28 protein-coding genes are annotated in these 23,497 nt (G+C 44.6%); 13 read left to right on the top strand and 15 right to left on the bottom strand.

From position 1 onward, the window contains the following. Nucleotides 1-2: 2 nt before the first annotated feature. The 7 genes from VJB08_03995 to csa3 form a co-directional block, all read right to left on the bottom strand. Nucleotides 3-902: a PfkB family carbohydrate kinase gene (locus VJB08_03995; protein HLD43120.1), complete on the bottom strand. Its 900-nt coding sequence runs from the start codon at nucleotides 900-902 to the stop codon at nucleotides 3-5. A 192-nt stretch (nucleotides 903-1,094) separates the two neighbouring features. After that, nucleotides 1,095-2,099: a phospholipase D-like domain-containing protein gene (locus VJB08_03990; GenBank protein HLD43119.1), complete on the bottom strand. Its 1,005-nt coding sequence runs from the start codon at nucleotides 2,097-2,099 to the stop codon at nucleotides 1,095-1,097. 302 nt (nucleotides 2,100-2,401) lie between these two features. Then, nucleotides 2,402-4,132, bottom strand: a complete 1,731-nt coding sequence (locus VJB08_03985; protein HLD43118.1) for a S16 family serine protease — start codon at nucleotides 4,130-4,132, stop codon at nucleotides 2,402-2,404. 274 nt (nucleotides 4,133-4,406) lie between these two features. Next, nucleotides 4,407-4,664, bottom strand: a complete 258-nt coding sequence (locus VJB08_03980; protein HLD43117.1) for a hypothetical protein — start codon at nucleotides 4,662-4,664, stop codon at nucleotides 4,407-4,409. A 91-nt stretch (nucleotides 4,665-4,755) separates the two neighbouring features. Continuing rightward, entirely contained in the window at nucleotides 4,756-4,983 is a 228-nt protein-coding gene (locus VJB08_03975; GenBank protein HLD43116.1) for a hypothetical protein, read from the bottom strand. Nucleotides 4,984-4,991: 8 nt separating this feature from the next. Next, a complete protein-coding gene (gene dinD / locus VJB08_03970) occupies nucleotides 4,992-5,858 on the bottom strand; it encodes a DNA damage-inducible protein D (protein ID HLD43115.1) in 867 nt (288 codons plus the stop codon). A gap of 26 nt (nucleotides 5,859-5,884) precedes the next feature. Then, entirely contained in the window at nucleotides 5,885-6,544 is a 660-nt protein-coding gene (gene csa3, locus VJB08_03965) for a CRISPR-associated CARF protein Csa3 (protein HLD43114.1), read from the bottom strand. Between the two features lie 309 nt (nucleotides 6,545-6,853). On the opposite strand from csa3, the gene VJB08_03960 reads away from it, so the two are divergent. Genes VJB08_03960 through VJB08_03950 form a run of 3 tightly spaced genes read left to right on the top strand, consistent with a single transcriptional unit; the run spans nucleotide 6,854 to nucleotide 7,713 of the window. Next, complete coding sequence (locus VJB08_03960) at nucleotides 6,854-7,084, top strand: hypothetical protein (GenBank protein ID HLD43113.1); 231 nt, start codon at nucleotides 6,854-6,856, stop codon at nucleotides 7,082-7,084. A 9-nt stretch (nucleotides 7,085-7,093) separates the two neighbouring features. Continuing rightward, the gene (locus VJB08_03955) at nucleotides 7,094-7,555 is read left to right on the top strand and encodes a hypothetical protein (GenBank protein HLD43112.1); all 462 of its coding nucleotides are present in this window, start codon (nucleotides 7,094-7,096) and stop codon (nucleotides 7,553-7,555) included. Next, nucleotides 7,552-7,713 carry a hypothetical protein gene (locus VJB08_03950; protein HLD43111.1) on the top strand — a complete coding sequence of 54 codons (162 nt, stop codon included), beginning with the start codon at nucleotides 7,552-7,554 and terminating at the stop codon, nucleotides 7,711-7,713. The genes VJB08_03955 and VJB08_03950 overlap by 4 nt, the downstream gene beginning before the upstream one ends. A 49-nt stretch (nucleotides 7,714-7,762) precedes the next feature. Here VJB08_03950 and VJB08_03945 read toward each other — a convergent pair whose 3' ends face one another. Together VJB08_03945 and VJB08_03940 are read right to left on the bottom strand one after the other, a co-directional pair. Continuing rightward, nucleotides 7,763-8,767 (bottom strand): hypothetical protein, encoded by a 1,005-nt coding sequence (locus tag VJB08_03945; protein ID HLD43110.1) that lies wholly within the window; start codon nucleotides 8,765-8,767, stop codon nucleotides 7,763-7,765. After that, nucleotides 8,745-9,368 carry a hypothetical protein gene (locus VJB08_03940; protein HLD43109.1) on the bottom strand — a complete coding sequence of 208 codons (624 nt, stop codon included), beginning with the start codon at nucleotides 9,366-9,368 and terminating at the stop codon, nucleotides 8,745-8,747. The genes VJB08_03945 and VJB08_03940 overlap by 23 nt, the downstream gene beginning before the upstream one ends. 120 nt (nucleotides 9,369-9,488) lie before the next feature. Here VJB08_03940 and VJB08_03935 point away from each other — a divergent pair, with 120 nt between their 5' ends. The 3 genes from VJB08_03935 (at nucleotide 9,489) to trpS (ending at nucleotide 11,595) form a co-directional block, all read left to right on the top strand. Beyond that, nucleotides 9,489-9,983, top strand: coding sequence for a hypothetical protein (locus tag VJB08_03935; protein HLD43108.1), 495 nt, complete (start codon nucleotides 9,489-9,491; stop codon nucleotides 9,981-9,983). Nucleotides 9,984-10,052: 69 nt separating this feature from the next. After that, nucleotides 10,053-10,526 carry a hypothetical protein gene (locus VJB08_03930; GenBank protein ID HLD43107.1) on the top strand — a complete coding sequence of 158 codons (474 nt, stop codon included), beginning with the start codon at nucleotides 10,053-10,055 and terminating at the stop codon, nucleotides 10,524-10,526. Beyond that, nucleotides 10,471-11,595: a tryptophan--tRNA ligase gene (gene trpS, locus VJB08_03925; GenBank protein HLD43106.1), complete on the top strand. Its 1,125-nt coding sequence runs from the start codon at nucleotides 10,471-10,473 to the stop codon at nucleotides 11,593-11,595. The genes VJB08_03930 and trpS overlap by 56 nt, the downstream gene beginning before the upstream one ends. Here the strand turns inward: trpS and VJB08_03920 are convergent. Beyond that, nucleotides 11,573-12,157, bottom strand: a complete 585-nt coding sequence (locus VJB08_03920) for an aminodeoxychorismate/anthranilate synthase component II (GenBank protein HLD43105.1) — start codon at nucleotides 12,155-12,157, stop codon at nucleotides 11,573-11,575. The two genes, trpS and VJB08_03920, sit on opposite strands and share 23 nt — an antisense overlap. After that, nucleotides 12,154-13,632, bottom strand: coding sequence for an anthranilate synthase component I family protein (locus VJB08_03915; GenBank protein HLD43104.1), 1,479 nt, complete (start codon nucleotides 13,630-13,632; stop codon nucleotides 12,154-12,156). The genes VJB08_03920 and VJB08_03915 overlap by 4 nt, the downstream gene beginning before the upstream one ends. 401 nt (nucleotides 13,633-14,033) lie before the next feature. On the opposite strand from VJB08_03915, the gene VJB08_03910 reads away from it, so the two are divergent. Together VJB08_03910 and VJB08_03905 are read left to right on the top strand one after the other, a co-directional pair. After that, on the top strand, nucleotides 14,034-14,963 hold the full coding sequence (locus VJB08_03910; GenBank protein HLD43103.1) for a presenilin family intramembrane aspartyl protease: 930 nt from the start codon (nucleotides 14,034-14,036) through the stop codon (nucleotides 14,961-14,963). Further along, a complete protein-coding gene (locus VJB08_03905) occupies nucleotides 14,964-15,560 on the top strand; it encodes an HAD family phosphatase (protein HLD43102.1) in 597 nt (198 codons plus the stop codon). Here VJB08_03905 and VJB08_03900 read toward each other — a convergent pair. Continuing rightward, entirely contained in the window at nucleotides 15,557-16,366 is an 810-nt protein-coding gene (locus tag VJB08_03900; GenBank protein ID HLD43101.1) for an MBL fold metallo-hydrolase, read from the bottom strand. The genes VJB08_03905 and VJB08_03900 overlap by 4 nt on opposite strands. Before the next feature lie 303 nt (nucleotides 16,367-16,669). Here VJB08_03900 and VJB08_03895 point away from each other — a divergent pair, with 303 nt between their 5' ends. Beyond that, the gene (locus VJB08_03895; protein ID HLD43100.1) at nucleotides 16,670-17,959 is read left to right on the top strand and encodes a hypothetical protein; all 1,290 of its coding nucleotides are present in this window, start codon (nucleotides 16,670-16,672) and stop codon (nucleotides 17,957-17,959) included. On the opposite strand, the gene VJB08_03890 is transcribed toward VJB08_03895, so the two are convergent. Together VJB08_03890 and VJB08_03885 are read right to left on the bottom strand one after the other, a co-directional pair. Beyond that, on the bottom strand, nucleotides 17,954-18,340 hold the full coding sequence (locus VJB08_03890; protein HLD43099.1) for a hypothetical protein: 387 nt from the start codon (nucleotides 18,338-18,340) through the stop codon (nucleotides 17,954-17,956). The two genes, VJB08_03895 and VJB08_03890, sit on opposite strands and share 6 nt — an antisense overlap. A gap of 42 nt (nucleotides 18,341-18,382) precedes the next feature. After that, nucleotides 18,383-18,511 (bottom strand): hypothetical protein, encoded by a 129-nt coding sequence (locus tag VJB08_03885; GenBank protein ID HLD43098.1) that lies wholly within the window; start codon nucleotides 18,509-18,511, stop codon nucleotides 18,383-18,385. A 537-nt stretch (nucleotides 18,512-19,048) separates the two neighbouring features. On the opposite strand from VJB08_03885, the gene VJB08_03880 reads away from it, so the two are divergent. The 3 genes from VJB08_03880 to VJB08_03870 are packed head-to-tail and all read left to right on the top strand — an operon-like array spanning nucleotide 19,049 to nucleotide 21,654. Continuing rightward, on the top strand, nucleotides 19,049-19,870 hold the full coding sequence (locus tag VJB08_03880; protein HLD43097.1) for a hypothetical protein: 822 nt from the start codon (nucleotides 19,049-19,051) through the stop codon (nucleotides 19,868-19,870). Between the two features lie 25 nt (nucleotides 19,871-19,895). After that, nucleotides 19,896-20,870 (top strand): carbohydrate kinase family protein, encoded by a 975-nt coding sequence (locus VJB08_03875; GenBank protein ID HLD43096.1) that lies wholly within the window; start codon nucleotides 19,896-19,898, stop codon nucleotides 20,868-20,870. A gap of 7 nt (nucleotides 20,871-20,877) precedes the next feature. Beyond that, nucleotides 20,878-21,654 carry a fructose-bisphosphate aldolase gene (locus tag VJB08_03870; GenBank protein ID HLD43095.1) on the top strand — a complete coding sequence of 259 codons (777 nt, stop codon included), beginning with the start codon at nucleotides 20,878-20,880 and terminating at the stop codon, nucleotides 21,652-21,654. A gap of 65 nt (nucleotides 21,655-21,719) precedes the next feature. On the opposite strand, the gene VJB08_03865 is transcribed toward VJB08_03870, so the two are convergent. After that, complete coding sequence (locus tag VJB08_03865; GenBank protein ID HLD43094.1) at nucleotides 21,720-22,466, bottom strand: helix-turn-helix domain-containing protein; 747 nt, start codon at nucleotides 22,464-22,466, stop codon at nucleotides 21,720-21,722. A 119-nt stretch (nucleotides 22,467-22,585) separates the two neighbouring features. On the opposite strand from VJB08_03865, the gene VJB08_03860 reads away from it, so the two are divergent. Then, on the top strand, nucleotides 22,586-23,482 hold the full coding sequence (locus tag VJB08_03860; protein HLD43093.1) for a hypothetical protein: 897 nt from the start codon (nucleotides 22,586-22,588) through the stop codon (nucleotides 23,480-23,482). The last annotated feature ends 15 nt before the right edge of the window (nucleotides 23,483-23,497 follow it).

The following is a 23,497-nucleotide window of genomic DNA, read 5'->3' as shown; positions in this document are numbered from 1 at the left end:
GATTAGAACTCCCTCATCTTCCCAAACGCAGCAAACCTCTTCTCAACATCCTCAAGCGAGATAGCTCTCACCCTATTCAAAGAAAAATCCTCTGCATTATGGCTTGCAATGACAGACCCGTAAATGATTGCCCTCCTGACATTGCTCTCTGAAGCATCCCCCGTCTTTGCAAGATATCCCAATAAGCCTCCTCCAAAACTATCCCCGCAGCCTGTAGGGTCCTTCAGAAACTCCAAAGGATAGCCCGGAGCATTGAAATGCTCTGTATCAGTAAAATACAAGGCGCCATGCTCTCCTTTCTTGATGATGACATGCTTTGGACCAATCTTCAAGGCCTCTTTTGCAGCCTTCATAAGATTAACAGTCCCAAACAGCTGCCGCGCCTCGCCATCATTCAGCAGCAATATATCAGACCTGCGTATGGCTTCAAGCAGGCGATCCTTTTTTGATTCAATCCAGAAATTCATTGTATCCAGGATAACCAGCTTCGGATTCCTGACCTGTTCCAGGACAGAGAGCTGGATATCAGGATCAGTATTTGCCAGAAAGACATATTTCGCCTCCTGGTATTCTTTAGGAAGCAAAGGACTGAACGCCTGAAGGCTATTAAGCTCTGTCCTAAGCGTTTTTGCCTCATTCATGTCGTGCTCATAGGCTCCACTCCACCTGAACGTTTTCTCCTTCCTTTCAACCCCTTCTAAGGATATCCCTCTTGAAGCAAACAAATCCTCATACTCTTTAGGGAAATCATCTCCGACAATAGAGACAACTCCCGGCTTTACAAAAAAAGAGCAGGCAAGGCTTGCATAGCTGGCGCTCCCCCCTAACGCGCCTTTGACCTCTCCGAAAGGCGTCCTGACATCGTCAAGCCCTATACTCCCAAGAATAATTGCGTCAACCATAAGGAGAGAAATTGGATGTATCTTTTATGCATTGCGTTTTATTGGGATCAGTAGAAAGTCCGGCATCCTTTCTGCGAGCTTCTTCACGCCCATAACCACTGCTGACAGAGGGTAGGCCCCTTCGGGGGTGTCAGCAAACAGTGAAGGAAGCGCAAGCGAGCCCGATGCCGACTGACTTTCTACTGAGCTGTTTTATTGCGTATTGGCAGGGCTTTCTGGCCGCACATACCCAAATTCCTCTGTAAACCTCTTCGCGATCTCTTCATTATGGAGTATAAGGATATTCTCATCATTTCTGTAATCTCCTGACCCCGTCGGGTTGAATGATCCAGTCACAACAATCTTTTCATCGATAATAAAGACTTTGTGGTGCATCGTATAAGGATTGGTATCAGTGACAACATCGACTCCGAATCCCTTTAAGCGGTTAAACTGGGAATACTCCGAGCCAGAGCCCCGTTTCTCAACAACTCCTTTAACAGAAGCGTTAGAAAACAGCAAGGCATCAGCAATAGACTCCTTTGTAAAGGAGAAAGCCATGAACAAAACAGATTCATTGGCTCGCGAAATCACTTCCTCAACATGCTTTGCGCAGGAATCTTCAGGGCAAAAATAATTCTCAATCCTGGTCCCTCCCAGAGAAACCACAGGATTCTTCACCCTTCTGCCGCTGCCAAACTCGCCGCTCCAGAGCTCCTGGAACTCATCCTCATAGTTCTCTGCCAGAAGCATTGATTCAATCACAATAAGGTTATTATTGTTCCTCGCAGCATCATTTTCCGTTGGGTTCATGGATCCTGTGGAGACCATTTTTCCGTCAATGACACAGAATTTGTTATGGGAAAGCTGGCTGCTTGTGTCCTTTTTTGCCCATCTTCTCTTTTCCACATGCTTGTAGTTCGTATCATCCACTACGACCTTGACCTCTACTTCCTTAGACTTTGCATCAAGGAGACCAATCAGGCCTTCCAGCCTCAGGTCAAAGAGGCCGCAGTGAACAAATCGTTCTGAGCTGTTCACCAGCGTCACGATAGCCGCATAGCAATCATCCCTCGGGCAGAAATAAAGCTTATAGAGGAACTCTGCCTCTGCAGGCTCTATAGCCATTCCAGTAATCGCAGCCTCCGGCTCCGCCAGCCAGGCCATTATTGCCGCAAGAATGATAACCAGCCCAAAACACATTGCAATGCCTTTCATCCTATAAGGGTTAAATTTGGCATTTATAAGCTTTCTCGCACAAAGACAGTATTTTGTAACTACTTAGCAATAGATTATAATAGAAAGATTTAAATATAAGCTTATCTATCTAATTGTAGTATCAATGTTGGGGGATTTCAAGATCACCTCTTTTTCCCATTAAGGGCCTTCGCAAGAAGGCCTTTTCTGGGTTTTAAACAACAAAAGTTCTATAGAGGACTTTGAATAACCCATGGCTCCCATCAGTCTTATTCAAAGTTCTCTTAGAGAATTTTGGCAAATAAGAGGTTAATCAAAATTCTCTATAAAAAACGCCGCTCCACATGTTTCCTTTTTCTTTCTGCGATAATGCGTCCAAGGCTCAACGATCCAATGCCAACTGCGAGCCCAAGGAGGAATATCTCTACTTTTTCAGTATCCAGCGAAAACCCGGCATAAGCCTTCTTTTCCTTAAAATAGGCATCAAGCTGCGAAAGCTCCAGGCTATATTCTGCGAACAGCAAGCTCGAATATCTGTCCTGGGTTTTTAAGGAGTTTGCATATTCATAATAGGAGTATGCCAGAATCGGAAAAATTCCCTTCTTTGCCTGCCTTGCCAGGCTCTTCTTTGCGGCGCGCAGCTTTTGCTCAATCACATCATCCACCGCAGGACCATCCTCCAGCCCCAAAACAGCCATGATAATGTCTGCAGATGCCTTTGCCTTTGAAGCCCGGAACAGGCACATCTCATAATCCTTTTTCTCATAATCCGCATTGGCATACTTCAAGTCATCATTTTCCTGCTGAACGGGGAACACCAAGCTGATATACTGCATCCGTTCCTCAACCTCGAGCAGCTTATTAATGCAGGCATCCTTAATCTTGTCCGGATCCAGATCATAGGCTCTCCCTTGATGGTTAAAAAATACGCTCCACGCAGAAGCAGTGTAGATCCGCTCGAATCCATAGGCAATGTCCTGATAGGGTTGAGTTCCGTTCAAGAGCTGCAATCTCGCCTTTGTAAATACATCACGAGACTCATCAAGACGCTCTCGAATAATCATAGAGCTCTGGAGATCCGTTAGTGTTTTCTTCTCTTCCTTGCTGATCCTGCTGCCGAAGTCCCGCACACTTTTCTCTCCCTGCTTTACAAGATCCAGCAATTCTCCTGCTGAAAGGTTTTGCCCTAGGAGTGAAGCTGCTGTAAACTGCACATTAGCCCCAAAACAATACGATGCTGCAGAATAAAAGTCTCCCAGCTTCATAGCCTCCTCTCCTCTCAATGTAAGGTTTCTCCCCCTGCTCACAGATTGATCCTTCTCATCAAGATTCTTTCCCAATTGGCTGCTCCGGTTGCAGAATCTCTCAGAGATTTGCCGCATCGCTTCCTGATAGCCCTGGTCAGCGCTCACATTATCAATCTCCGGAATGCTGGCCCCGGTGTAATAGGATAGCACTTCATCCAGGCTTGAGACCTCAATAACTGTGATATTGAGATTTTCCCCATATTCCCTGGCATCAATGCTGCTGTTTCCGCTTTTTTGGCCTCCCTCTCCCTTTGGAACCAGCACTACTGCGGCCCCGCCTTCCTTGGCGGCATCTATCTTTGCCAGTATCCCGCCTACAGGCCCTATGACCCCTCCAGAGTTTATCGTTCCTGTTATGGCGATGTCCTGATTAATGGTGATACCATCCAGCAAGGCAACAGTTAAGGCTGCTGCTGCAGCTCCTGCGCTTGGGCCTCCAATGATAGAGGAATCTGCCCTGATGGTATAGATGAAGTCATAGCCATCGCAGGCATAATCCAGGTAGTTGCAGGCAACCTCCTTGGCAAATCGCGTGGAGATCTGTGTGTCAACCTTTGTGAGCGGAAAGGTATCCAGAAAGACCCTGCCGCTCCCCTCTTGTATCTCAAGAAAAAGGTCTGCAGTGCTTCCAACAAACGTTCCATTCAGGCCTTCTTTTGCAGCCAGCAGCTTAATGCGTCCCTGTTTCGCAGCATCTGCCGTCGGAAGCAGAACCAGAGCAAGAAGAACAATCAGCTGAAACCTCATGCAAAAGGCAAATCCGCCTGACTATAAAACCTTTGCGAATCGAGCGGCTTCCCTGAAAGTGAAGGTTGCCGCCCTTTTTGTGAGGCTTAAAATCAAGACATCAGTACCGACAAGGGAGTTGCCCCCTGCGGGGAATGTCGGTCCACAGGAGAAACAGCGCAATCGAACTGCTCCGAAGGAGCGACCAAAAATGTGGAGCATTTTTGAGTACTGGCGGCAACCCGGGCGTTTACGAGATTTTCAGGGAAGCCGAATCGAGCCATAACCTCAGAATCTACCTCTTTGCAGCCCTATTCCTCCTATCTTTGCCGGCTTTTACGCGCCCCATATCAATCTGCAATTCATCCCCTACTGGCGCATAGGTCATTGATACAAGCGACGCTATAAACATAATTCCAAACACCAAACCGAAGGCAAATCCATAGCTCGTATCGTACTTTCCAACCCAAATCACTGAGACAAGAAATCCGATAATGCTCGTCAGCATAAATGTTGAAGGCAACGGCGCGATCTTGAATTTCTGGAATACCATAGGATTCACCTCTTTTTTGTGACCAGAGGGGTTGAGATTTAAAAAGCTTGTTGTTTTCATTCACAAGAAATCAAGTTTTGAAGCTCGTTCTTCACTTCCTCTCCAACCTCACAACATCCATAATCTCCTTAACAGTAAACTTCTGAATCAGCTTCAAAAAATCATCATGCAATCCTCTGTTATTGATTCTCTTGGCAAGTTCATAGGTGTCCAAAACAGCCAGCTCGTCCCATAATCCAAGCTTCTTTATCAGCGTATCCAACTCTTCCCTTGCCGGCTCATTCTTCCCAGGAAACTTCAGTTTATCGTATGATCTCACAGAAGCCTTCACAGCCTCGCAATCTTTCCCTTATCTCTGGATATCTTCTTGGATTTCTTCCCAATCAATTCTTCGTCTTTCTTTACCCTTCTTTCAAGCTTCTTTATATCTTCTTCAGGCGCAAGCTCTTCGGGCTTTATGCCACTCTTTGCAAGAAGTCTTCTGACATCTGTGTTGTTCTTTATGTGCTCATAAGTTATATTGTTTTCTCCCTTTAAATCCTCTTTCTTGGCATTAAAGTTGGTTATTTCAGTTGCAAGATTTTTTGCCGTTATTGTAATAGTTGGGAGGAAATCTGCCAACGGTCTGCTTTTCGGGATCCTTAGCCTGCTTTTCATTTGCGAAGTAGTAAACCCACCAAATAAGGCCTTATCTCCCTTGCTTCTTATCCTTGCAAAGCCATCTTCATCTACCCCTCTTTCATAAATCAGCTTTGATAGCTCTGTTTCTGATGCGGCAAGCTTCTGCCTCGCGTTCATTCTTTCTATCAAATCTATCCTTTGCTCAATCAATTCCTGCTTTCTTGTCTGGACGGCAAAATAGCTCTGCGCGAATGCTATTTGCTCTTTTCTTGGGTCGCCGTTCTGCGCAATAAGATAGCAGGCGTATCTTGTCAGCATTATATCTTCAATTTCTCTCTCTGCTTCAGAGCCTATCTTGACCTTTTTGGTGATATCAACGAAATGGTCTTGGACTTCCTGCCCTGAACTTTTGCAGGCAATTTCTGCTTTTTCTATCACATTCACAAAATTTCTCCAGTCATTATAATCGAGCAATGCCTGCAAGTCTCTCGCAAACCAGAATTCAATATCCTCTGCTTTCTGGGAGTAGTCCTCAAATGATTTCTGCAGCCGTTGGATGATTTCTTTTTTCATTTTTTGTGTTTTAATTTGTTGCTTTTTTACAGCCTCGCTATCCTTCCTGCATCAGTTAATGAGATCTCAGGCTCAGTGATAAGGAGATCCATATCCCTTAATTCATTCACACTCCTGTAGAACATCGCAGGGCTCAAGGAGCTCTTCTCAGCCATTTCTGCAAGAGACAATGAAGTGTGCTTCTCAACGACCTCAAGAACCTTCTTCTGTGATTCATTTAATTTAAAAGAAAGCTTGGGCAAATACACGACAGTCTTCGAATCCTCCGGGTTATAGGCTATCTTCTTTACCTTGTCAGCTCTGGCATAGGCTCCAAGCAACACGCCAAAAGCCTTGGTCTTCCTTCCTGATGTAATATTGATATAAATATGATCCTCAGAAGGCTGCATATCAATGATTTCAACGCACTGCTTGGCTATAGCCACAATATCATACACCTCTGTCTTGGCAGCCTTGACATCAATCACCTTTCCAAGCGACTCCTTGATCAGCTTAAACGAAGCCTCCTGCTCTTTATTCGGCTCTTTATCAAGCAAAAGAATCAATCTGTCAGGTCCAAGCCTGTTTGAAGCCAAAAGCACAGGCTCTGGCTTGTAGAGTGTAGCGATAAGGACTTTCTTCATTTCCACCCCTCTTGTTGCTATATAAGGCAGTAGAAGAGGCGTATCATTAATAAATTTATCCATAAGCGATAGTAAACGCAGCCGTTATTTATATTTTTCTATTATTTAGTAGAATTTATACTATTAAATAGAAAGATATTTAAATAAGAGAGTTTTCCAAGCCATTAAAGGTGATGAAAAATGAAAATATTGAAAAAATTAGGTTTGAGGCAGGCTACACCACCGATAAGGATCCTGTCTTAATATTTGTATAATGGTCGAAATGCAGTTATTTAAGGATTTGGAAGAATTAGGATTCATTAAACGAAAGATTAAACGAAAGAGAAGGAAAGCTGTTGATTTGAGCGATCCTTTCTTGAGAGGTCTAATAAAATGCAAGCAAAAATAAAAAGGATTATTGACAAAGCAGGGAAGGAATTTATTCCGATCAAGTGGGAGCCATTGAAAGACGGCAGAGCTGGCCTTATCCTGCTTTCTCCAAGAAAAGAAAAGAAGAGGATGGAGCGCAATCTCTATGTTTACGCACTGGCGCTGGAAAAGATAAATGATTTAGTTTATAACAGGAAGACACCAAGATGGCGCAAACTGCAAAAAGGAGAATGAGGCTCTTTTATGTGCCCAACTCCAACGCCGGTTAATTTTTTTGGCGAGTTTATTATGAGATATATTGCTTTAAACAGATTTGATTTGGTCAAAAAATCAATCGAGGCTTTTGAGGAATCTGGCTACAAAGTATATCATAAGAAGATTACAAAAGAAGAATACAATACCCCTGAGTTTGAAACAACTGCCAAAATTATAATGAGGGGGGCAAAAGATGTATCTAATGGATGGAAATATAATGGCATAATCGTATTCTTTCCTTTCATCAGGCAGTATACTCAGAAAAGATTAGTCCAGCAAAAAAGCATAGAAAGATTCGCTTTTGATGTTTTGCTTGATAAAAGCTGTGTTTATAACGAGGAATTATGTATAAACACCGCTTTGATAAACAGATACGGCACTAAACCTATTAGGAATAAGGATATTTATCTAATGGTTTTTTATCATAAAGAGGGCATTAACTGGGAATGAAAAAATATGTCAAAGATAAATCTAAGAATACTGCAACAGAATCCAAATACATAAATGGCAAATGGAAAGACAAATTTTTTTACTTATATTGTGATATTTGCGGATTGAGGTATGGGGATAGAGATATTGCAGTCCATGAACTTTGCGAGGAAGATTGAGGGTGTATGGGGTGGTATAAAAATATCCAGTTATCGCTTATTGTTATAATTAATTCTCCACAAAATATTTTCTGATTTCTCCTGACTGGCTTGGATTTAACTGGATCAACTTCTCCTTAATCTCCTCTAAATGTTCGCTAAATTCAGAGAGATTAAATAAAACAGCTCTCGTTAATTCTCCTGTTCCGCTTGGCCTGAACAATTTGTAAAGTGGCTCAGTAGACATAGTTTTGAAATCTAACGGATTCTCAAAGAATAAGGGATCAACAAAATCAAATTCTCCATTTTCGTCCTGCGATGGTTTTCTAATCCTGCAAATAAAACATATTTCCATTGTGTCCTTCAATATACCCAAACATCTGTCCTTATCTTCTGGTTCTATTCCATAACTTGCTAACTTATTGGGCTGATAATCATATTCATCAGCTTCAAATACTCTTTTTATATCCTCAATTTCTCCCCATCTGTCCTTATTATACTTAAACAACAATACTTTAGGTTTCATTCCTGTCATTTTTCCCTCCAAAGGTTTTCCTCTTTCTATAAACAATATCTTCGTGGATTGATTCTTATTGTAGGTTAGAATTTCAGACTTACCTTCTTCGGTAAGCCTCTTATCAGAAGAAAATATTAGCTGATATCCCCACTTAACCTCATTTTCTTTATTATTTAATTTATCCAAATCCTTTTTAATATCTAAAACATCCCTCTCGTATAATCTACCAATCCATTTAAATTCTATAGCTATCAAATTCTCTTTTTCGCCCACCTCTTGTTTAGGGTTGAGGACAGTTAAATCAAATCTGCCAACCTTAGTATTCACTAGAGCAAACGTACGCGTTTGGGTTTCTATTAATTTTGTTTTAATCTTTTCGCCATCTTCAGTAGTATACTCTATTTCATCGAGGAAGAAAGGATTCATAGCAATCAAATGATAAAGGTAAGCAACTAAATCTTGCTCCATACTAATGAAATATTCTGGATTTTTCCTAAACTTGTTGCATAACTTTTCTATGCATATCTGCACATAGCTAAGTACCTCTGACTCTTCCATCTTTCATCGCCCCCTTCTTGTTTTTCCCCCGTTTCCCCTCCCTTACCCTCTCAATCTTCCTCTCAAACTCTTCTTTCTCTTCCAGCAGCCCCCTCAATTTCATCTCAATGTAAGCTTTCGCATCGCCATCCCAATCCTCAAGCATCATCTTCCGAAACTCATCATCGCCGTAAACCGTAACAATCTTTTTGTTTATAAAAACTTCTTTTTCCTTTCTTGGAGAAGACGCAACATCCTTCGTATGCACAATATCTAGCTTCTCCAACTTAGACACCTGTTTGAATGTTGCTGAGTATTGCTTTGAAGTCCTCTTGAGCAGCTTGTTCAATTCCCAGATTGTTGGATTAACCCCCCGTAACTCCTCAAGATATAAAATAATCAAAAGCTGGCTCACCTTCTCGTTCCAGAGATAACCCCACAGCCTTTCATGAAACTCACGTTCTGAGATTTTCTTCCTTTCCTTAGGCCTTTTAAGCAACTGCAAATGCTCTGAATAATACTTGTTGGACATGCAGATAATCTCTAGATTTGTATCCTCATAGCTCATGATTGCTATCTTCAGCCCCTCAGTATTCTTCACAAGCTCAGCTAATCTTCCCATCATATATTCCTGAAAGGAACATATATTAATAGTTTACGCAAAAATCAGGAATATATCACTAAGAAGGGCGTTAGGTATTTAATGATTAAAGCCGAATTCTTCATGGAGGCATGATCTGGAATGAAACGCTACGTCAAAAACAAATCAAAGTACACATCAAGCGAAACTCAATGCATAAATAAAGAATGGATAACACGATATTTCTGCCTCTATTGCGATATCTGCGGAAAGAGATACAGTGACATACCTGTGGACAAGCTCTGCGAGGAACAAAGCCTTCCAGACGGAGATTACTGCTGGAACTGCCTCCTGTCTGCAGAAGAGCAGGAACTTTTTGGAAAGGCCAGGGGTGTTTATTTTCTTGAAAAAAGCCATAATCCTGCCGCAGACAGAAAGTATTTTCTTAAGGAGTACGCTCATGTTATAAAAAGAATCCAAAGCCTCATCAGCAAGCGTGAGGCGCAGGAATTATACTGCTGTGAAATCCATCAAGGCGTTGAAGCTTTCTTTGAAAAACTCAAAAGGCATCCAAGGTTATACAAGTATTTCCATGAGGCGCCCCTCTCCTTTCTCATGCTGAATGTAGCTTTGACGGAGATAGGAGAAATAAAATGAAAGTAATCATCTCTCCTTATTGCAAAAAAGCCCGCCATGCATGCATCTGGCTGAGGCCAAGATTTAACCATGAGAAAGATCGAAGCCCCTGAAGAATACGATCCAAAAGACTACTCCTGTTATGAATGTGATAACTGCGCTCTTAAGAAAAGGTTGAGTAAAGACAACACAATAACAAAATATTTCTTCTGCAACAGCTTCCGGCAGGAGCTAAAATCCTTCAAAAGCTGTGAAGACTTTGAGTTAAGGACGAAAGAGGATCCGTATTGGTCTGACCCAGTTGCATCATTTCTCTTCATAGGATCCGCAGTATCCCTGTTTCTGGGATTCGTCTTTTTATTCAAGCATCACCTTGCCCTGGCAATATCCTTTTTCTCTGGCGCAGTAATCCTCTTCGTTTCTTTTCAATATCTGTTATACAACACAGAAGAATACATTGCTACGCTAAATCCAAATCTTTTTATACCCTCCTCAAGTAATCCCGAACATGCAGGAAGCAAAAGTCACGCCCTGGGAAGTAAAGGGAAAGGTGGATTACTATAAGCTGATCAAAGACTTCGGCTTGCAGCCATTAAGCCATCTTCCAAAGAAGTTCGAAGATTTCTATCTCTTTCGGAGAGGAATTGTTTTTGCTCAGCGCGATTTCAAACAGATAGCAGAGTCCATAGAAAACAAGCAGCCATTTGTCATGATGACCGGATTGATGCCTTCAGGAAGATTTCATTTTGGCCACAAATTAGTGGCAGACCAGATCATCTTCTACCAATCTCTGGGAGCAAAGGTCTACATTGCTGTTGCAGACATCGAAGCATACAATTCAAGAAACCAGTCTTTAAAAGAATTAAGAGAAACAGCAATAACAGAATACCTCACAAACTACATTGCACTAGGCTTAGATATCAGGAAGTGTGATTTCTATTTCCAGTCAGAGAGGAGCAAAGACGGAAAAAAGGCATCAGCCTACTACAGATTGGCAAGCCTTCTGGCAAGGCACGCTACCTTCAATGAGGTAAAGGCAATCTATGGCCATCTTACACCCGGAAAGCTTGCCTCAGCCCTCCTCCAGGCAGCTGATATGCTTCACCCTCAATTAAAGGAATTCGAAGGAAAACCGTTCCCCACAATTGTTCCCGTAGGCATCGATCAGGATCCTCACTTGCGATTAGCAAGGGATATATCCCAAAGAATCAAAGAATACACCTTCACGCAGCTCTCCTCAACCTACCACAAATTCCTGCCAGGCCTGAAGGGAGACAAGATGTCCTCCTCTGACCCGGCTTCCTACATAGCCTTAACAGACACTCCAGAAGAAGCAGCCAGAAAAATAAAAAAATATGCATTCTCAGGAGGCAAAGACACCATAGAAGAGCACCGGAAAAAAGGAGGAAATCCCGATATTGACGTCTCCTTCCAGATGCTGAAATACGGCTTGGAGCAGGATGACAAAAAACTGCAAAAGCTCTGCAATGACTACAAGTCAGGAGACCTTTTAACAGGAGAATTAAAGCAAATAGCAATTGATAAGCTCACCCAATTCCTGAAAGAGCATAAATCCAAAAGGGAAAGAGCAAAAAAAGTTGTTGAGGCCATTACATCACCTTCCTCTCTTTGAGCATCTTAATCAAATTCCGAATCAGCCTGGCTCCAGATTCATTGTAGGTAGAAAGCACAGATTCCGGATGGAACTGCACCCCTTCTAAAGGAATATCCTTATGTCGGGCAGCCATAACAATCCCATCTGATGCTGCGCTGATCTCAAACGATGCAGGAACAGCATGCACGCCAAGAGAATTGTACCTGCCAAATTTTGCAGGATGAGGAATCCCTTCAAAGATACCTTTGCCTGTATGTTGGACGCCTACAGCAGCTCCATGGACGACATTCTCCAAAGGAACTACTTCCTGTCCGAAGTACTCCATCATCGCCTGAAACCCCAGGCAGATCCCAAACATCGGATACCTTTTGCAATACTTATCCAGTACCTCCAGATAGTTCCCGGACTCCTTTGGGCTGTTGGGGCCAGGACCGAGAAGTATCATATCTGGTTCTCCCTTAACAGCAGTCTCAAGATCGCAATCACTTTTATATATCTCTACCTCGGCTCCGGCATTCCTGAAATACGCAGCTATAGTATTTGCAAACGAGTCATAGTTGTCGATATAGTTTATTCTCATTTTTCCAACACCTTCCGTATTACGTCAATAGGATAACCTTGGGCGCGGCTTGGCATCATCATCTTTGTGCAGGTTTCCTGAAACTCCTTTTCAGGTATTGAATCAGCAACAATGCCAGCTCCGCCTTGCACTCGGGAATAACCATCCTTTGCATGGACAAACCGTATTGCAATCCCTGTATTCAACTCCCCATTGAAGGTCACATATCCGACCGCGCCTCCATAATACTGCCTTCTCTCTGGCTCTAATTCCTCTATCACCCTCATTGCCTCAAGCTTAGGAGCTCCGCTTAATGTTCCTGCAGGAATAGTTGTTACTAACACATCAAGGCAATCCATGCCCTGTCTAAGATCTCCTTCTACTCCGCTTGCGAGATGATACAAGTTAGGATATTCCTCAACAGTATACATATCAGTCACCACAACAGTATCGTGAGTGCAAAGACGGTAAGCTTCATTCCTTGCCAAGTCAACAAGCATGGTATGCTCGCTCAGCTCCTTACTATCAGTCTGGAGTCTTATCCTCTCTAATGCATCTTCCAGTGGATTTTCAAAACGCCGCACTGTCCCGGCCAGTGGCCGTACCCTTAACTTCCTATTCTCAACAACAGCATGGATTTCAGGAGAAGATCCGTAAAGAAACTCATCCCCAAAACTGAAGAAAAAACAATAGGGAGATGGATTGCTTTCCCTAAGCGTCGCATACCCCTCAATAGGATGCTCAATCAAAGGAAAGGAAACAGATCTTGACAACACACACTGCATAAATTTCCCGTTCCTTACATAATCCACAATCACCGCAGCCTTTTCCATATATTCTTCTCTGCCCATGCTTGCCCTAAACCCTCCGCCTTCATCAGGCTTCACGTCATTAATGTGGAAAGGCTCCTTGCTTCCTCCAATCTGCACCCCATACCGAACCGCGCTTTCGTTGATGTCATTAAAGACATAAATATCCCCGGGCAGATAAAGAGTAAAGTCATCTCCTGGCTCTCCATCATGCATATGGCCTATATCTTCAAAGTTCCGTACAAAGTCATAGGCAAATGCTCCATACACCCCCGCATATCTATTGTCAGTTGAGAACTTGCCAAGAATCTGCCGCAGGAAAGTAGCTTGGCTTGTCTTCCTTACTCGCCCTCCTTCTGATAGATTTTTATTCTGGTCCTTCCTCAACCGAACTTCTAAAGAGCCCCCTCCCTGCGTATACGACTCAGCAAATGGAAAATCCCCGCTCGAGAACTCTTCCAGCAAAGCAACACCTTGTCCATTCAGCGCTTCAACATGCACATCTTCATTCTTCCCGCTTACCTTAAGCGCAAGATTCGCTGCAACAATGCTCTGTTTTCCATATGCAAGGTTCCTGGTCCTTGATTCCATCAACAGCCCCGGGATTCTTCCATTGTCTGTTATCGATTTATAGTATTCAAAAGCACTCTGATAGGGAATCTCTTTCTCAGCTATTTGAAGTTTCATTTTGGCCTCCATAGGTTTGATAACTACCTCGAATTTTTGATAGAGCGTAAACCAACTTTCCGTTAAACCCAATTCAAATCATGCAAGAAGAATGGCTATGGCCACATACCATTTGATACCCTAAAAATAATGCTATCTAGAACAAACAATTTACAAGTGCCACCGATAACCAACTCGGAGTTTCATGATAAGGATTAAGAATATGCTGAAGTATATATACCTTTTCTTTTTCATCTTGTCGACGAGAAGTATCCTCTATTCTTGACCTATAATAGAGGTCATAACTTATTAATATTATTTTGCCTCTATTATATTCGTAGGACATAACAATTTTTTATTAATCACTTATGTCCTACGTTATAAAACAAACCTTTATATAATAATGGGCTGTGCAATACCCAATGAAGCACGACCTTCGTGTCATCATCCTCCTTGCCGTGATCTTCTTTCTCTCCCAGCTGATGGGGCTTACTGTAGTCAATCTCTATATAGACCATACTGTGCCCGGCCCTGTTGAAAACGTTACCTTCACCGCGCTTCCGTATGATATAGAAAGGCCGGATGTAGAAGAAAGTGCATCGGTGTACTATATCTTAGCAGCAATACTTGTTGGTACAATCCTCATCCTGTTCATCATAAGGATCCAGAAATTTTTCCTCTGGAAGGTATGGTTTTTCCTCAGCGCATTCATCACACTTGGCATTGCATTTGGCGCATTCATATCTGACGCAGCAGCGTTCTTCTTGGCGCTCATCCTTGCCCTCTGGAAAATCCTAAGGCCGAATATCTATATCCATAATCTCACAGAGATTTTCATGTATGGCGGCCTTGCAGCAATTTTTGTCCCAATCCTCTCGTTGATGGGCGTTTCTCTGCTCCTCATCATTATCTCCTTCTATGATATGTACGCAGTATGGCATTCTAAACACATGGTCAAGATGGCAAAATTCCAGGCGCAGGCAAATGTATTTGCTGGTGTTGTTATCCCTTACACTTCAGCTCCAAGAGTCAGCATAAAAAAGAAGATCCTGCAAAGCCACCTTGGCGGCGAAAAAGTGCCAAGGCATCTCGTCAGGAATGCAGTTGTAGGAGGAGGAGATCTCGGCTTCCCTCTGCTGTTCTCTGGAGTGGTTATGACGCAATTGATGCGCCTCTATAGCGAGTCAGCAGGATTCCTCTTATCCCTCATTATTCCTCTTGCCGCAACCGCTGCGCTCTTTCTCCTTCTCTATTATGGAAGGAATGACAGATTTTATCCCGCAATGCCTTTCCTCACAATAGGCTGTTTCATAGGTTATGTAATCTTATTGGCAGCCCAGGCAGCGATCTAGATGATCAAGGCAATTATCTTTGACTTCGGCGGGGTAATGGAGCCGGATTATGACCCGAAGATGTATACAGCCCTGGCAAAGCATCTGAATGTGTCCCTCTCAGCCTTCAGAGCTGCGAATACTTCGGTATACCATCAATTTGAAAAGGGAAAACTCAATGAGTATGGATATTGGGGGAGACTCTTAAAAAAATTAAAGATAAAGGAGGATCCCAAGCGCTTTACCGGCTTATGGGCCAAAGCATATGGTCATCCAAAAGGGTGGGCATCATCATACTCTCTTGTCAGGAAGCTGAAAAGGAATTACCAAGTAGCCCTCCTTTCAAACGTCACACTGCCGATTGCCAGCCTGAACAGCAGGAGATATGCTTTATTCAACCCTGTGATTCTTTCCTGCAAGGCTCACTTCCGAAAGCCTGATCTGAGTATCTTTTCTTACTGCCTCAGAAAGATAGGATGCCTGGCAAGAGAGTCCATCTTTATCGATAACTTGGCCATAAACGTACGTGGTGCCAGAAAAGCAGGCATCGATTCGATCCAGTTCAGGGGCATTTTTCAGCTGAAGAAAGAATTAAAGAAAAGGCATATCTCTGTCTAAAAGCCCCCAAGCCTCTTCTGCTTCATAAGTGCGGAATAAGATGCAGGTGCGATGGACATTCCATCCTTTGCAGCTATAATCTGGCTATTTGTCTGTTTCTGGATCTCCCGCGCTTCATAGATCGGATCTGCCTCAAGCATCTTTGCTCCAAAATGGGTGAGAATCGCCAGCTTTGGATTTACTTTATTAATAATATTCACTGCATCCTCTGCGTTCAAATTGCCCCTGGACTGGACTCCCTTAGGGCTTACAACATTCAGGATCATCACATCAGAACCCTTATACATCTGGTCCATTCCGCTGAAAAAGGCCGTATCTCCTGTGTACGACAATGTGTAAGAATCAGTCATGATCTTAAACCCGAGCGCATGGCTATCATGATGCCGCGTTGCCAAAGCCTGGACTTCAATATCATTTACTCCGACACGCTGCTCAGGCCTCAGCACAAGCACCTTCTCCACGCAATTCATGTGGAACTCTGTGACATACGGTTTGATATCTTCAGCTCCTTGCACAAGTGCTGCACTGCAGATGAGAACTCCCTGTCGGTCCAATCCGGAGTATGTCATCGCATCGATAACCGCATTGACATCATTGCAATGCCCAATGTGGCAGTGCGAAACAAGCAATGCTGTAGTCTCACGGATATTGATTCCGGCTAATTGCGCAGCCTGCAGGCATCCTGGACCAGGATCGATGACAAGCTGGTTATCACCGGTTTTCACTACAATCCCTCCAGTGAGCCGAGCAACCTTTGCCCGAACAACAGACTGGCTTCCAGTTCCCAGAAAAACGATTCTATCCATTTCCCCCCAGAAACAGAAAGCCTCTCATCATTTTAAATGTTTCGAAACCCAAAGGCTACGGTGAAAATCAGTGCAGCTGCCTCTCTGCGAGGCTCTTAAGGATTGCCATAGACTGAGTTGAGGGGGTTGTCCCTTACGGGGCTTCAACGATACATACAGAAAGACGGCGCAAGCCGAGCCGGCGGCAGCTGCGAAGCAAGATTTTCACCGGAGCCAGAAACCCAGCAAACCCAATAGTTCCTCAACGCAATTACACAACCAGGAACAAGAACCTATAAATACTCAAACTTCCTCTCTCCGGGCATGAATCCTAATGACAGTATTGCCAAGGTAATGGAGTCAATCATTCCCTCAGCCAAGGAAGAATTATCCTTCAGCAAGACGGTTAGCCAGTTTCTTCAAAATCTCAGTAAGATAAAGATATGCACCTTTATCCTCGGCGGCTCAGGAGCAAAAGGCACATGGCTCAGGGGCGAATTCGATGTGGATGTATTTGCTCGGTTTGACTCCCAATATGCCAGCCGATCAGCTGAACTCGCTGACCTCCTTGAGCCGCAGCTGAAAAAATTTATCCGTGTGAAAAGGGTCCACGGAAGCAGGGACTACTTCGAATACCGCATCAAAGGCCAGCTGTACGAAATAATTCCTATACTAAAGATTTCACGGCCAGACCAGGCCCAGAATCTTACTGATATCTCCCCTCTGCACGTCAAATGGGTGCAGAAGCACCGGAAGCTCCGGAATGAAACCCGTCTCGTCAAGGCATTTATGAAATCAGCTCGGGTCTACGGCGCTGAAAGTTACATTAAGGGTTACTCTGGCTATGTTGCAGAGATACTCACAGTTCATTTCGGCTCGTTTCTGGCATTTCTTTCAGGGTTCCCAAAGCTGAAGGAAGGCACAGTTATCGACATTTCCAAATGGTTCAAGACGCAGAATGACGCCTATCGCTTCCTGAATCGCAGCAAGCTTTCCCCTCTTATCGTTCTTGACCCGCTCCAAAAGGAACGCAACGCTGCTGCAGCCCTTGGCAGGGATCAATTCCTGGCACTTCAGCAGCGGTGCGGAGAATTTCTAAGCAGCCCCTCCCTAGACTTTTTCGTGAGGAAGAAGATTGTGCCAGCAGATCTTAAGGCTTCGACCATCGCTGAATATCGGAAGGTCTTCCCATGTATTGTCAGGAGCCCTCCTGATGCAAAGATCACTATCCTTAGCATGAAGGCTAAGCTCCTCGATCGAAAGAGAGACATCGCCGCCTCCAAACTGCAAAAAGCGCTCGAATTTATGGCAGCATCCCTCAAATCGCAAGGGTATAGTGTCTATGACTGGAATGCCGACTATGAAGACGAGGCTCTCGCTTGGATTGTCGTTGACCCAAGGCCTCTTAGCCCTGTGAGAGAAATGCCCGGGCCTCCGATCTCCCTGAAACAGCATGTAGCCAAGTTCAAAAGAAAGCACAAATCGACTTTTATCCGATCAAAAAGAATATTTGCAAGACAAAGGCGGCAGTCAACTCTTCCGCGAGAAGCAGTGATGCTGTTGCTGAAACATCCCTATGTAAAGAATTGTGTTCGTTCTATCACTCTCTTATGATTCACGCTCTTGGAGCATGCCAACGAATTCTTTTTGTGTAATCATCTCAGCAGGATCCAGCTTCTCCAGCAGCTTCTTAATCTCCTGGAACTCCTCCTCCAAAACGCACTGCTTGAGTTTGGCAATAAGTTGATTCACTAATTCTGCCTTTTGATGAGTCTCCTGCCTAAGCAAGGCAAACTCCTCTTCAAGAAGCTGGGCATCTGACAAATCCTGGTTAAGCTGGATTTCAACCGAGGCAGCGCGGGCCTGCATATGCGACGTCAATGTACGCTCCAGATCGTGCAATGCTTGGATGCGCTTCCTCATACTCACTACCACCTCAGAAATTTGAGGCAGATCTGGCGAAGCGGCAGTGACTCTTTTATGAAATAGTGCCATACGCCCTATTCCCTCCTTGATGCTTTTAACAACTTTTAACCCCTAATAGAGATCCATGTTCCCTTCAGAAACATTTTCTCCGCAATTCGGGCACTGGCGCTCTTCAGGGTCGATTAACGTTCCGCAATAGGCACAGGTATCAGGTCCATCGTCTGTATAGATAGAAATCACCTCATCTTTACAAATCTATCTATAAAAATGCGTTCCCACGGAACTATATAAATGTTGTGGAAAAGGGGTCGCATTGAAAAGTTGCTCACTTCGTTCGGCAATGCCGACTTCGCCTTGCGCATACTCTCATGGGAAGCGACATTTCCCGTATGGTGCTAAAAAGAGCCATGCTCTTTTGGCACACCAAACCGCCAGAAGGCGTTTTGGTTGAGCACCCCCTTTGTCGCTGTTCTGTACTTTGAATAGAAGGCTCACAAAGGGCATTGCATGACTTTTCAATGCCACCGGAAAAGGCGACGGCATTCAGAAGGTGAGCGCCCATTTGTGAGGTCAATATTCCAAAGAATGAGCATCGACAAGGGGGTCGTCCCTCACAGGGATATGTCGATATATTCGCAAAACACTCGGAACCGAACCTGGCGCTCACCTGGAAGATTCTGAACGTGGCTGGAAAACGAGGCTTTATAATAAGAGAACAGGCAACTCATCACCCTTCCGAGCGCAACCTTATAATACCTGCAATCTTTTTCCCCATCAATGATCAATCCAGCCCTTCTCCATGAGCTTCGCAGCACGATCCGGCTAGAGTCCGCATCCTCGGGCATCCAACCAATCAAGGCAACTCCCTCCCGAAGCGATCTCTGTTTCATAGACGGAGGAAATGCAGAAATCTTGTCATCGGCAGCCTTCTCGCTTCACCTGATCAGGACCGCATCAGTGCTTTGGAGGGAAAAGCGGGTCTCCACCAGCATCTCAGATTTTTTTGCCCTTGTCCGGGGAGATACGGCATCCATATACCCCCTACAAGGGGCCTGCAGCTTCCCTTCCGAGATCCCATTCACCTCAATCGATGCTCTCCGAAGGGAAGCAGAGCTAGCCTGCGCTCTCCGAAACAAACCTCAAACCACAATTATCGACGGAAGCTTGGATGCAGCAACCGGAATTGATCACGGCCGCATCCTGGAGCTCAATGATCCAGGGCTCATTGCAGTAAGCAAGACATCCGGCAAAATTCCTGCAGCAAAAGATTTGCTCAGCTGCGGTTCTGCCTGCTACTCCAGCCTCGGCAATCATTCCTACCTCGTTAAATTCCACCCGAAAGCAAAATATCTTTTCCGTGTCGACACGCTTCATCCAGAAACCCTATCCCTCATCCTGAGCCATTGCTCAGACCCGGCATTCCTTGGCTATCCCTATGGCCTCATTGTTGCGGACCAGCAGGCAAGAATCCCAAACGCCGAAGCAAGCCTCCTTCAGATGAAGATTCGCGTCTTGCTTGGAAAAGACGAATCATCGCTGCAATTCCATCTCAATTCAAAAAATGCCCACACAATTCTGGACACAGCTCGTAACCTTTAAATAGTCAGCACCTCAATAACTCTCTATGAAAGATGTTGTTTGCTTTGGTTCTGCGCTCATCGATGCATTTGTGGACCCGGGAACTCAAGCCTATTCATCGGCCAACGAAATTCGGATTCCTTTCGGAGAAAAGCTGCTTGTGAAAAACATCACTTTTGCCGTTGGAGGCGGGGGGACAAACGCGGCAGTCTCGCTCGGCCGCATCGGCTGCAGGGCAGGCTTTGTGGGCAAGGTAGGCAGGGGGTATAATTCTCAGCGCGTCATCAGCATGCTCAAGAACGAGGGCGTTGACATATCGTGTATTTGCAGGAAAAACTGCAGGACTGGCTATAGCCTCATTCTTGATTTTAAAAAAAAAGACAGGATTATCCTGACCTTCCGTGGAGGCAATGATACGATCTCCTATGCTGATCTCAGGCCATCGAAGCTGAAGGCAAAGTGGTTCTATCTGAGCTCAATGGTCGGGAAATCCTTTGCGTGCCTCGAACAGCTCAGCTCCCACGCAAAGCTCCAGGGAAGCGATGTCCTCTTCAACCCGAGTTCCTACCTTGCAAGGAGAGGAAAAGCGTTTCTGGGCAATATCCTTGCCGCGTCTTCGATACTGGTGATGAACAAAGAAGAGGCAGGGCTGCTCGTCGGAAATGGGCAGCTGCCGCGGCAGCTCCAAAAACTCTACCAGCTGTGCAGGGGAATCGCAATTATCACCGATGGAAGAAAAGGAGCCTATGTATACGACGGAGAGGAGTTCTTCACCGGCATTCCAAGAAAGAATAATGCAGTTGAAACAACCGGGGCAGGAGATGCCTTTGCCTCAACCTTCCTCGGCGTCCTCATAAAGAAAGAAGACGTCGAATTCGCGATTCGGGCTGGCATGGCAAATGCGGGATCGGTCGTGGAGCACATCGGCGCAAAGGAAGGCTTGCTTCACTGGAGGACTCTCCTTGACCGAATCGATGCTGAGCGTGCGCACATCATCAAAAAGAGGCTTGCTCCAATATGAGGCCGCAATGAAACCCAAGCTGAGCAGGATATTTACTTCAGGAAAGACCTTGATCCTTGCCTATGACCAGGGCCTTGAGCATGGCCCGACAGATTTCAATGACAAGAATGTTGATCCCCAATACATCATCGATATCGCAAAGAAGGGAAAATTCAATGCTTTAGCAGTCCAAAAAGGCATTGCTGAAAAATATCCTGTTGGAAAAGTCCCGCTGATACTCAAGCTCAATGGAAAGACAAGGCTTGTCAAAGGAGAGCCATATTCCCCGATCTTATGCACGGTAAACGAAGCAGTCAAATTAGGGGCATCAGCAGTAGGCTACACCATCTATATCGGCTCTGCCTACGAAGCGAAGATGTTCTCTGATTTTGAGCAGATCGAGCGGGAAGCCCATAACAAAGGCCTTCCGGTCATCGTCTGGATGTACCCAAGAGGCAAGTCAATCAAGAATGAATTAAGCAGGGAAACATTGGCGTATGCAGCCCGCGTTTCCTTAGAGCTGGGAGCAGACATTGTTAAGATGAAATACAATGGCAACCCCAACGACTTAAGGTGGATCATCAAATCAGCAGGAAAGACAAAAGTTGTTATAGCAGGAGGAACCCAAGTAGAGCCTTCAAGATTCCTCAAAGAGGTCTCCGATGTCATGAAGTCAGGAGCAGCAGGCCTCGCTATCGGCAGAAATGTCTGGCAGCATCCAACTCCCTTGAAGATGGCACAGGCATTGAAGGCGATCATATCCCAGAACAAGACTCCTGCTCAGGCCATAAAATTCTTACAATAACCTTCTTTTTCTAAGAACAAAAACGATTGCAGCAGCAACGCCGCAAGCAATTCAGGTGCTTCTACTCATTTCTTTGAATATTTCCAGAGGATTTCAAAGTTTTCCTTGTAAGTTTGTGCGATTTTTTTGTTTTCGACAGATACTGCAAAAGGGTTTTCCATGTCCCATACTGTTAAAACCACAACATCGTTATAGATTATTGTTCCTGTCAGCGAAGCATCTTTTAAGGAAAGAAATCTGACTTCTGCGTTTTTTAGTGTAGGCCCTTCCCTGATCCTTAGCTTGGCTCCGGGGGTGTTGTTATAGATAATCCTGAGGTATATCCTTTGCTTAATCCTCTGCTTGTGCCAATGCTCCATGAAAAAAGGCAGCAGCTTGTAGCTTACGCCCGATGAGCCGTAGATAAGTATCTCTTTGGGATCTCTTTTCAAGATATAGGACATTACGGATTTCATCCCTTCTTTACCCTCAAAGACTTCCGCCTTGGATATCTTTTCGGAGATATTCTGGAGTTTTATGAGCTCAGGGACGATTTTCCGGAGCGCCTCTTCCTCGGCAAGCTTTTTCTCTTCGAAGTTGTCAAGTATCTTCTGCGGGCCGATAGCTTGGAAGTACTTCTTTCCGGATTGTATGGTGTAGGTTATAAAGCCCTTCTCGAGCAGGATCTCCAGATAGTCATAGATGGAGGAGCGCAGTACGTTTGTTTTCCTGGCGAGCTGGTTTGCAAGGCAAGAGCCTTCCTTGAGCAGGGCTACATAGACTTTGGCTTCTTTCTCCTTTAGGCCGATTTTGCTGAGTTCCATGATGTCCATGCTCCTGAGAAGTGCCCGTGATTAATAAATGTTGTGGAATTTTCCACAGCATAACTATTAATTTAAATGCTTATTATCATTACTACAAAGTAATCATTTACATCTTGGAGGAACGTAAGATGAAACTCGACATTGGAATTGAATACCCATGCATTAGGCTGGAAGCAGTCGATGGAGGGCAGGGCCAGTACAAGGATTCGTTCAGGATCTTGCCGCTCTTTTGCTTCTCTGGGGGCCATACTGAACAGGTTGGTGAAAGGACAATAATGCTGAAGGAGGAGAAGGATAACTATGATCCTCATAAGCCCTCCTTCGCTGAGCTGGTGTTCACCAATGCTAAAGGAGATGTCGATGCAATCAGTACATTCGTTTTAGGCCCCAGAGACATCGACGGTTTCTATTCAACTTCGCGCGAGAAAAATGACCTCAACGTGATGGGTTTGCCAGAGGCTGAGTGCGTCTATCTGGGATATCTGGCTAAATCTTTAAGATGCTATTTCACGAACAGTGATAATCTCATCCATACCGGGCATGGACTTCATCTCTACGGGATAAAAAGCGTTGATAGGCAAATGGTTGAAAATGTGAGATGCAAAGAGAATGGCAAACCTGAATTGGCAGTATCATGCGATACGGATATCACGGAGAGACAATTTATCCATTATTGGCCGTGCTCTGTGCGCGGTTATGAGGCTGAAGGAAAACAATTTCCAACGACAAAGAAAGTAGCAAGCCTTGTAGAACAGTGCAAGCCTAGGAACTATTGCGAATTCGCTAATTACGTAAACTCGTTAGGTCTAGGTCTTCTTGTGATTCAGCATTCTTGGGATTTTCAAAGACCTAAGTTTGAAGATCGGGTAACCACATTAAAAGCACTGTCGGCAGCATATCCTGGCATCTCTGGGACCCTTGAAGGATTGGTCCAGGATTATATCCGTATCTGGAGGTTTTGCGATGAGAACACCGGATTTATCACGGATTGCATCTCAAACCGTCTGGCCAACCACGGCGCATGACCGGTCAAGGTTTGC

The sequence above is a fragment of the Candidatus Nanoarchaeia archaeon genome, from assembly GCA_035290625.1.
Lineage (GTDB): Archaea > Nanobdellota > Nanobdellia > Woesearchaeales > DATDTY01 > DATDTY01.
Note: the sequence above shows the minus strand (reverse complement) of the source record. Positions and strands in the feature narration are given on the sequence as shown.

Bases quoted from the DNA above. Each gene is read 5' to 3' on its own strand.
- VJB08_03995 (HLD43120.1), bottom strand. From the start codon at position 902: ATGGTTGACGCAATTATTCTTGGGAGTATAGGGCTTGACGATGTCAGG.
- VJB08_03990 (HLD43119.1), bottom strand. From the start codon at position 2,099: ATGAAAGGCATTGCAATGTGTTTTGGGCTGGTTATCATTCTTGCGGCA.
- VJB08_03985 (HLD43118.1), bottom strand. From the start codon at position 4,132: ATGAGGTTTCAGCTGATTGTTCTTCTTGCTCTGGTTCTGCTTCCGACG.
- VJB08_03980 (HLD43117.1), bottom strand. From the start codon at position 4,664: ATGGTATTCCAGAAATTCAAGATCGCGCCGTTGCCTTCAACATTTATG.
- dinD (HLD43115.1), bottom strand. From the start codon at position 5,858: ATGAAAAAAGAAATCATCCAACGGCTGCAGAAATCATTTGAGGACTAC.
- csa3 (HLD43114.1), bottom strand. From the start codon at position 6,544: ATGGATAAATTTATTAATGATACGCCTCTTCTACTGCCTTATATAGCA.
- VJB08_03960 (HLD43113.1), top strand. From the start codon at position 6,854: ATGCAAGCAAAAATAAAAAGGATTATTGACAAAGCAGGGAAGGAATTT.
- VJB08_03955 (HLD43112.1), top strand. From the start codon at position 7,094: ATGTGCCCAACTCCAACGCCGGTTAATTTTTTTGGCGAGTTTATTATG.
- VJB08_03950 (HLD43111.1), top strand. From the start codon at position 7,552: ATGAAAAAATATGTCAAAGATAAATCTAAGAATACTGCAACAGAATCC.
- VJB08_03945 (HLD43110.1), bottom strand. From the start codon at position 8,767: ATGGAAGAGTCAGAGGTACTTAGCTATGTGCAGATATGCATAGAAAAG.
- VJB08_03940 (HLD43109.1), bottom strand. From the start codon at position 9,368: ATGGGAAGATTAGCTGAGCTTGTGAAGAATACTGAGGGGCTGAAGATA.
- VJB08_03935 (HLD43108.1), top strand. From the start codon at position 9,489: ATGAAACGCTACGTCAAAAACAAATCAAAGTACACATCAAGCGAAACT.
- VJB08_03930 (HLD43107.1), top strand. From the start codon at position 10,053: ATGAGAAAGATCGAAGCCCCTGAAGAATACGATCCAAAAGACTACTCC.
- trpS (HLD43106.1), top strand. From the start codon at position 10,471: ATGCAGGAAGCAAAAGTCACGCCCTGGGAAGTAAAGGGAAAGGTGGAT.
- VJB08_03920 (HLD43105.1), bottom strand. From the start codon at position 12,157: ATGAGAATAAACTATATCGACAACTATGACTCGTTTGCAAATACTATA.
- VJB08_03915 (HLD43104.1), bottom strand. From the start codon at position 13,632: ATGAAACTTCAAATAGCTGAGAAAGAGATTCCCTATCAGAGTGCTTTT.
- VJB08_03910 (HLD43103.1), top strand. From the start codon at position 14,034: ATGAAGCACGACCTTCGTGTCATCATCCTCCTTGCCGTGATCTTCTTT.
- VJB08_03905 (HLD43102.1), top strand. From the start codon at position 14,964: ATGATCAAGGCAATTATCTTTGACTTCGGCGGGGTAATGGAGCCGGAT.
- VJB08_03900 (HLD43101.1), bottom strand. From the start codon at position 16,366: ATGGATAGAATCGTTTTTCTGGGAACTGGAAGCCAGTCTGTTGTTCGG.
- VJB08_03895 (HLD43100.1), top strand. From the start codon at position 16,670: ATGAATCCTAATGACAGTATTGCCAAGGTAATGGAGTCAATCATTCCC.
- VJB08_03890 (HLD43099.1), bottom strand. From the start codon at position 18,340: ATGGCACTATTTCATAAAAGAGTCACTGCCGCTTCGCCAGATCTGCCT.
- VJB08_03880 (HLD43097.1), top strand. From the start codon at position 19,049: ATGATCAATCCAGCCCTTCTCCATGAGCTTCGCAGCACGATCCGGCTA.
- VJB08_03875 (HLD43096.1), top strand. From the start codon at position 19,896: ATGAAAGATGTTGTTTGCTTTGGTTCTGCGCTCATCGATGCATTTGTG.
- VJB08_03870 (HLD43095.1), top strand. From the start codon at position 20,878: ATGAAACCCAAGCTGAGCAGGATATTTACTTCAGGAAAGACCTTGATC.
- VJB08_03865 (HLD43094.1), bottom strand. From the start codon at position 22,466: ATGGACATCATGGAACTCAGCAAAATCGGCCTAAAGGAGAAAGAAGCC.
- VJB08_03860 (HLD43093.1), top strand. From the start codon at position 22,586: ATGAAACTCGACATTGGAATTGAATACCCATGCATTAGGCTGGAAGCA.